Source organism: Thalassolituus sp. UBA6592, from assembly GCF_002433655.1.
GTDB lineage: Bacteria > Pseudomonadota > Gammaproteobacteria > Pseudomonadales > Oceanobacteraceae > Venatoribacter.
Genome location: NZ_DJIO01000188.1, coordinates 13,160 through 19,266, shown reverse-complemented (window position 1 = coordinate 19,266; position 6,107 = coordinate 13,160). Strand labels below are relative to the sequence as shown.

7 protein-coding genes are annotated in these 6,107 nt (G+C 46.9%); 2 read left to right on the top strand and 5 right to left on the bottom strand.

Annotated features, from left to right (window positions below; genetic code table 11):
* From B2Z72_RS18815 to B2Z72_RS18805, 3 genes are all read right to left on the bottom strand, one after another.
* Positions 1-293: transposase (locus tag B2Z72_RS18815; RefSeq protein ID WP_297005589.1), on the bottom strand; the 293-nt coding region annotated here is incomplete at its 3' end.
* Between the two features lie 135 nt (positions 294-428).
* Positions 429-839: a hypothetical protein gene (locus B2Z72_RS18810; protein WP_297005588.1), complete on the bottom strand. Its 411-nt coding sequence runs from the start codon at positions 837-839 to the stop codon at positions 429-431.
* Entirely contained in the window at positions 836-1,510 is a 675-nt protein-coding gene (locus B2Z72_RS18805; RefSeq protein ID WP_297005587.1) for a hypothetical protein, read from the bottom strand. Before B2Z72_RS18805 ends, B2Z72_RS18810 begins: the two co-directional genes overlap by 4 nt.
* A gap of 317 nt (positions 1,511-1,827) precedes the next feature.
* On the opposite strand from B2Z72_RS18805, the gene B2Z72_RS18800 reads away from it, so the two are divergent.
* Together B2Z72_RS18800 and B2Z72_RS18795 are read left to right on the top strand one after the other, a co-directional pair.
* Positions 1,828-2,052: a phage integrase N-terminal SAM-like domain-containing protein gene (locus B2Z72_RS18800; RefSeq protein ID WP_349681257.1), complete on the top strand. Its 225-nt coding sequence runs from the start codon at positions 1,828-1,830 to the stop codon at positions 2,050-2,052.
* 42 nt (positions 2,053-2,094) lie between these two features.
* A complete protein-coding gene (locus B2Z72_RS18795) occupies positions 2,095-3,108 on the top strand; it encodes an IS110 family transposase (protein ID WP_297005585.1) in 1,014 nt (337 codons plus the stop codon).
* 353 nt (positions 3,109-3,461) lie between these two features.
* On the opposite strand, the gene B2Z72_RS18790 is transcribed toward B2Z72_RS18795, so the two are convergent.
* The gene (locus tag B2Z72_RS18790) at positions 3,462-3,740 is read right to left on the bottom strand and encodes a hypothetical protein (RefSeq protein WP_297005581.1); all 279 of its coding nucleotides are present in this window, start codon (positions 3,738-3,740) and stop codon (positions 3,462-3,464) included.
* A gap of 608 nt (positions 3,741-4,348) precedes the next feature.
* A partial coding sequence (locus tag B2Z72_RS18785; protein WP_297005578.1) for a YgiQ family radical SAM protein occupies positions 4,349-6,107 on the bottom strand: 1,759 nt, incomplete at its 5' end.

Below are 6,107 nucleotides of genomic sequence, written 5' to 3'. Positions count from 1 at the left end.
ACCGTGGCCTTTTTTAGGAATTCGTTCTCTTCTTTGAGATCAGAGATCTGGCGTTTGAGCTTGCGTATCTCATCGCTTTCTTCTTTTGAATAATCGACACCATTCACGGTATTAAACTGTTTATCCGACAGCCTCTTGTATTGACGACGCCAATTATAAATCTGACCAGGATGAATGCCGAGTTCCCGAGCAACTTCTACTGCGCTGGCTCCGGGAAGCTCTGACCGACGCACAGCTTCACGACGAAAGTCTTCGGTGTAGTGGTTGTATTTGTTCTTGGTTTTCTTAGTCATTTAAAGACCCTCATTAGGTAGTAGTGAGGAGTCTACTTTTCATGGGTAACTCGGGTGCCTAACGCCCGGCTCATGCGCCGGTTTGGAGCCGCGAAGCGGCGGAAAATCGGTCGCTGTGCAGCCGATTGTTATGCCCTATTGGTTTGCTTCCTCGCCAACATGAGCATCAAACTGTTTCTCTAGGCCATTAATCTTCACTTCTACGATACCAATTCTTGATGCGGCAGCTTGATTTTTTGCTATATTATTCTCCGCTCTCTGCACATCTCTTTGAAGATGTTCAACTCCCGACTTTAAAACTGATATGCTTTCTCTATTACTGGAAATGTCCGAATTTACCGAAATTAACGTTGAAAAATAGGTAACCACTGCAGTCAGAATAAGACCGCCACCATAAATAAGAACTTCTTTAGTGCTAAATCCAGATTCTTGGGGCTGCGTGGGTTGGGGGCTTGGATTTGGCACATAGTCATGAGGTGGCGTAGGCGACGAGGAGCTACTTGCGTTCGAATACGGGGCATTTGTTGACGTAGTGGAGGCACTCATTTAATCAGCCTCTCTATCTCAGCCTCGGTGATCTTAGGAGCATACTTCTCAGAAAGCTTTAACAGCGTATTGAAGTCAAAATGACTTCCTGATTTTGGCACATTGTTTATATCCCTTTGAACCAAAATTCCTTTTTCTTGTATGCCATTATTTACAGCATCAACAGCACTAATCTCAATTACGTCGTTTATTTTATATCCGCAATAATCGCTTTGCTTATTATATCGCAAACTCAACTCTTCAGCGCCGTCTACGAGGCTTGTAAAATATTTCCCTCTCAACGTTCTAATCGCCATATTATCTTTATGAAAGTATCTCGCGACCATTCCAAATCTAATAATTTCTTGCTTCTCTAATATATATTTTATAAGAGCAGAAATTTTGACATTGAAATCTTTAACCAAGTCAGAATTTGATTTCTCTTCGTTTATTCTGGAAAGATTAAAATCAATTCGAGATCTTGAAATATTGCAAGAGTATGCCCCATTGCTAGATTTCATTATTATCACGGGAACTTCCGGCGGAAGCTCTCTGGGAGTTGGGATCATTTGAGGCATAGCATCAAAGATATTGAGAAGCCTCGAATTCAAATCACCAAATTCAATATCTGGACGATCTACGATATCCCTGAGAAAGAACGCAAATTGTAGATTAATTATCTTAGTCTTCATTGACTCTCCAGATTCTCAAATTTTCAAAAGCATAACAGTTTATTCGTGCGCATGCTCGTTTCGGCACCGCCCTTTCCTTTCTTTCAGTTACCCTAACCTATTGTTCTGTATGGTAAAAGCTCTTTTACTGACATTCACATCAGGTGTGTAAATACGCGTGCGCGTTTACACACCTACCGTGAAAACATCTTTGCGCGTTATCAACCCCTGCCATTCTCTAACTAATTGAATTCATTAGCCTTTTATTAAAGCAGATCGTAACAACGAGCATGCGCGTTTTCATTTCAGGCCAAAACACGCATTGATCTTTCATCCTCATGAAATATACTGTTTATATATACAGTATATTTTCATGGAGCGGAATGATGAGTCGAAGCCCCTTTCTTGAAGACATTCGTACTTACATGAGACTACGAGGTATGAGCCTGCGTACCGAGAAAACGTATATTTACTGGATCAGAAATTTTATCCGCTATCACGGGCGACTAAAGTGGGTGATGGGATGGACGCTCCCCATTCATCACCAGCGTCAAAAGCGCTAAAGTTTTAATGCGAACTAAAACTTAAAAACGAGGAGCGTCCACATGACAGAGTTTAATACTATCGCTATCGATCTTGCAAAATCTGTATTTCAACTTTGCGTTATCTCAAATCAGGGAAAATCGATTAAAAGCCTAAGGTTGAACAGAACCAGGTTCCAGGACTTCATGGCTAACAGAGAAAGATCCCGTATTGTCATGGAGGCTTGTTACTCCTCACACTATTGGGGCCGATATTTCGAGAAGGCCGGCCACGAAGTTCTGTTAATCCCGGCGCAGCATGTAACACCTTTCGTTCGTGGAAACAAAAATGACAAGAATGATGCATTGGCGATTTATGAAGCATCACTTCGACCTAACATCCGGTTTGTTCCAATAAAGGCTGAATATCAACAGGATATTCAGTGTCTCCACAGAATGCGTGAAAGGCTTGTTGCAAACAGGACCTCTTTATGCAATCAACTTCGGGGGCTGCTTGCTGATTATGGCCATATTTTCCCGGTTGGAATCAATGCCATCATTAAAGGTGTGCGAGAGATCATCAGAGATTCGTCTCTGTCAGGGAGCCTTCTATCTGAGCTAGAGTCATCCATCGTTGAGTATGACTATCAGACAAAGCGCATTGATAAGATTAATAAGGTTTTGAAAAGTCATAGTGACAAGAACCCTCATAGTCAGCGCCTCATGCAGATCCCTGGCATTGGTGCTCACATAGCTACAGCTATTACCAGTACTGTAGGAAAAGCAGAAGTATTCAAAAATGCTCGGGATTTTGCTGCATGGACAGGACTTACGCCACGTCAATCAGCAAGTGGCAATAAGTCGGTCATGGGCGGAATAACCAAGCGTGGCGATCAGTATTTGCGGAAGCTACTGGTCCAGGCAGCACGACATACTGTGAGATGGGCTGTTAAAGAAAGTGACTCAAAGCTTGCAAAATGGATAAATGAAATCATCGTGCGACGCGGCCTTCAAAAAGGTGTTGTTGCTGTTGCGCACAAACTGGCGAGAATTATCTGGTGCGTGCTTACCAGGGAAGAAGGATTCAAACCAGCATAGTAGGTAATTATCTCATCAGGTGTTCGTAAGTTGATGAAATAAACGGGGTGCTCCGGCCCTGCCAGAACCTGGCTTGGACACGATCGACATGAGTCAGATCGAGTGGGTGTTAAAGGTGGCAGGGTTCGGATCTCATCAGGGCTGCGGGAATACAGATCCCGATCAGAAGCCGGATATATGTCAGAACAACCACCGATTTATCAACGAGAATACTGATGAAAAACAGGAAATGGATGGGCATAGAAGGTGCCACGGGCTAGTTGTGCCTTGACACCGAGGGAGCGTCTATATATGTCCCAGTAGTTCCCACGGTTAAAATCTCAACAGGAACACTTTGTTATGAACTCCCACATTTACCACCAAAACAATGAATTAATTGCAACCCCTATTCCCCATATCTTTAGAAATAATAATGCGGATTTGATAAAACCAGCAGGTGATATGTACCCCAAGAAGGAGAAAACAAGTACTATTAAAACACCAAACGCCTTTGGCACCAGACCGCTTTCTATTTCTTGAACGTTACTTAATATAAACCAAACAAGCCAACCCAAAGGAACTGAGTAAAAGAGAGAAATTAAAACTCCTTTAAGCCTAACTTTAATTGTGATGGTTTCCATGGGCTTGCTCATAACAGTTTATTCCCCGCACACTCGCTCCGACACCACTCTTCATTCCCTGATTTCACTCTGATCGTCCGCTCTCAAGGTGACAGCCATTCTATTCAAACTAATTTCAGGCGAAGCTCTCAATACCCTGCGGATTACACTCAGCACGACGGATTTTTAGGCAAACATTTACCTGCACACAGCAGACTGACTTCAGACACGCTACCGCCCTTCCTTATTGCACAACAGGACTGGCAATGGACAAAGCGTTGTCCATAGAAAATACAACCAGAGGCCCGCCCTCAGAGAATGAAAGCAGAGCTCAGTTTAAACGTGGCTCTTTCAGAACCTGGTATTTAAAACCGCGTTTTTAAAAGTGCGCTTTTACAGGTGCGCTTTTTACAGGTGCGCTTTTTACAGGTGTTAGCGCGCAGGAAGGAAACAGATCAGATATGAGACCGGCGTTCCCTGCCTGTCTGCGGCTGAAGATATGCAGCCACTGAGGCAGAGAATACACCTGGATTGTCAAAAGACTCAACAGTTGATCGTCAGATCAGGTGTCGTTCAGAACATTGTTCGTCGGAAGGATAATAGCTGGCCCTTGCAGGCCAGCTCAGACGCTAGGCAGTAGCTCAGCGCGGCGTACGGCCTTTAGGCTTGCGCCCTGCAGTCGGTTTAGCCGTAGAACGTGCAGCAGGTTTTGCGCTGCCAGCCGCTTTGGCACTGGCATTCGCTTTAGCACCCGGTTTGCCGCCAGCGGCTGTGCCCTTTGGCTTAAAGCCCGGGCGCTGATGGCGTTTGGATGGTGCATCTGCCGCCGGAATCAGCGCATGTGGGCCTTTACCGATCAGGTCGGTGCGGCCCATGGCGGTGAGTTCTTCGCGCAGCATGTCCCAGTTTTTCGGGTCGTGGTAGCGCAGGAAGGCTTTCTGAATACGGCGCGTTTTCAGATCCCGTGGCACGGCCATTTTCTTCGACTTGTAGCTCATACGGTGCAGCGGATCGCGCTCCGAATGGTACATTGCTGTGGCCAGCGACATCGGCGATGGGTAGAAGGTCTGCACCTGGTCCACGCGCATTTTGTGTTCTTTCAGCCACAGCGCCAGATTCATCATGTCTTTATTTTCAGAGCCCGGATGGGCGGCAATAAAGTACGGAATCAGATACTGTTCTTTGCCCGCTTCTTTCGAGAATTTGTCGAACATATGCTTGAAGCGGTCATAGGTACCCATGCCCGGCTTCATCATTTTGGTCAGCACATTCTGTTCGGTATGTTCCGGTGCAATTTTCAGCAGACCACCCACATGGTGAGTTACCAGTTCACGTACATATTCCGGATCTTCGACCGCCAGGTCATAACGCAGACCGGAAGCAATGGCGATGCGCTTAATACCCGGAAGTTTACGCGCCGCCCGATAAAGCTCAGTGGTGGCTTTGTGACTGGTGTTCAGGTTTTTACAGATGGTCGGGTACACACAGGACAGTCGGCGGCAATTCTTCAGAATTGTTTCGCTCTTACAGGTCAGGTGGTACATGTTGGCCGTCGGGCCACCGAGATCGGAAATGGTGCCGGTAAAGCCCGGTACTTTGTCGCGGATCTCTTCAATTTCGTGCAGTACGGATTCCTGCGAACGGCTCTGAATAATGCGCCCTTCGTGCTCGGTAATTGAGCAGAAAGTACAGCCACCAAAACAGCCGCGCATAATATTCACCGAAAAACGGATCATCTCGTACGCCGGGATTTTCGCATCGCCGTAGCTTAGGTGCGGCACACGCTGATAGGCAAAGCCGAATACGGAATCCATTTCGTCGGTTTCCAGCGGAATCGGCGGTGGATTCACCCAGATTTCCTGATTGCCGTGCTTCTGCACCAGCGGACGGGCGTTGTACGGATTGGATTCCTGATGCAGCACCCGTGAGGCGTGGGCGTACAGTGCGCTGTCGTTACGGACTTTCTCGAACGATGGCAGGCGAATGCAGGTTTTTTCCGGGTCGTGATCGACTTTGCGCTGCAGCGGTAAAGGAATAATTTTTACCGGCATAACATCATCGTCGGCGCTGCCGCCGTTGTCAGAGGCACAGCTCTCGCTGTTGCTCTCTTTCATTTCATACGGGTTAGGCAGCTGATCGATGTGCCCCGGCCAGTCGATACGGCTGGAGTCGATCTCCGTCCAGCCTGTTGGCGTGGCATCACGCACAATGGTGGTACCGCGCAGGTCTTTCATATCGTCCAAAGTACGGCCCTGACTCATGGCATGGGTCAGCTCAACCAAAGCCCGTTCGGCGTTACCGTACAGCAGAATATCAGCGCCGGAATCAATCAGTACCGAGCGGCGTACCTGATCGCTCCAGTAATCGTACTGGGCGATACGGCGCAGACTGGCTTCAATA